We start from the raw sequence: 1,557 nt of genomic DNA, 5'->3' as shown, positions 1-1,557 counted from the left end.
CTCATTGAATGGTTTGAGGCTGATATTAACGAGCCTTCCGTATTGGAAGATGCCTTTATCGGGATTACCAAAGTTTACCATTGCGCAGCTTTTGTGTCCTTCAACCCAAAAGATAAAAAGCAACTTTTCCATGTAAACATAGAAGGAACCTCGAACATTGTAAATCTTTGTGCCGAAAATAATTGCCGTTTATTGCATGTAAGCTCAGTTGCTGCGTTGGGAAATGCTAAAAAGGGCAATAAAATTACTGAAAAAGACTTTTGGGAATATGATGCCAGAGCACACGCCTACGGTTTATCGAAATACGAGGGTGAGATGGAAGTTTGGCGGGGCATTACTGAAGGTTTAGATGCTATCATTGTCAACCCATCGGTAATTATCGGTAAAAATGCGGGCTTTGAGGGGAGTGGAGCAATTTTTAAACTGATAAAAGGTGGTTTTCCCTTTTACACCGATGGGGCTTCTGGTTTTGTAGATGTTGAAGATGTGGCCAAAGCGATGATCCTGTTAATGGATGCTGAAGTTTCGGGAGAACGGTATATCATTTCTGCCGATGATTATCATTATAAAGATCTGTTCAGTGAAATTGCTCAGGGTTTTGGCGTTAAAGAACCAAAAAGAGAAGCAAAACCATGGATGCTCGGAATAGCCTGGAGGGCGCTAAAATTTGCATCCATATTCACTGGTAAACAGCCTTCCATCACTAAAGATGCTGCAAAGAGCAGTTTAACATTAAGTTATTACAATAACAATAAAATAAAAACGGAAACTGGCATTACCTTTAAGCCGGTTGCCGAAAGCATAAAAGAAATTACCCAACATTTAAGATAATGCCCAAACAGAAAGCCTATTACATCATCGATTTTGATAGTACCTTTACACAGGTAGAAGCACTTGATGAACTTGCACGAATTTCGCTAAAGAACCACCCAGATAAAGAGGCGATTTTTCAAAAAATTGAAGATTATACCAATTTTGCCATGGAAGGAAAACTTTCCTTCTCCGAAAGTTTAGCACAACGTGTTAAGCTTCTTGAAGCTAACGAAGATCATTTAAAACAACTCATCAAACATTTGAAAAAGAAAGTGTCTACCTCTTTTTCGCGTAATGCTGAGTTTTTTAAGAAACATGCCGATGAGGTGCTGATTGTTTCTGGCGGATTTAAGGAATTTATTACTCCTGTAGTGAGCCAATACCACATTAAAAAGGAAAATATTTATGCCAATACCTTTGTAACCACTGGCGATGGTAAAATTATAGATTACGATCATACCAATCCTTTAAGTGAAGAGGGTGGCAAAGTAAAATTACTTCAGCATTTAAAGCTCGAAGGCGAACTATTCGGTATTGGCGATGGGTACTCTGATTTCCAGTTGCGCGAAAGCGGTATCATCAATAAATTTTTTGCATTTACGGAGAATATAGCCCGTGAAAGTATTGTTTCGAAAGCTGACCATGTAACACCAAGCTTCGACGAGTTTTTGTACGTAAACGATCTGCCGCGTGCAATTTCTTATCCTAAAAACAGAATCCTTTGCCTGGTAATTGGTGAAGTTG

At 38.9% G+C, this 1,557-nt stretch carries 2 protein-coding genes; both read left to right on the top strand.

The genetic code is table 11. The features are described 5' to 3' along the window. Positions 1 to 831 (top strand): NAD-dependent epimerase/dehydratase family protein (locus tag AC1DPQ_RS27275; RefSeq protein WP_477611493.1); only part of this gene is annotated, 831 nt, incomplete at its 5' end. Then, on the top strand, positions 831 to 1,557 hold a 727-nt coding region (locus AC1DPQ_RS27270; RefSeq protein ID WP_477611492.1), incomplete at its 3' end, for an HAD-IB family phosphatase. The genes AC1DPQ_RS27275 and AC1DPQ_RS27270, both read left to right, overlap by 1 nt.

The sequence above is a fragment of the Pedobacter sp. 01T416_2 genome, assembly GCF_056398925.1.
The sequence above is the reverse complement of the archived record's forward strand: the minus strand, read 5'-3'. Positions and strand labels throughout refer to the sequence as shown.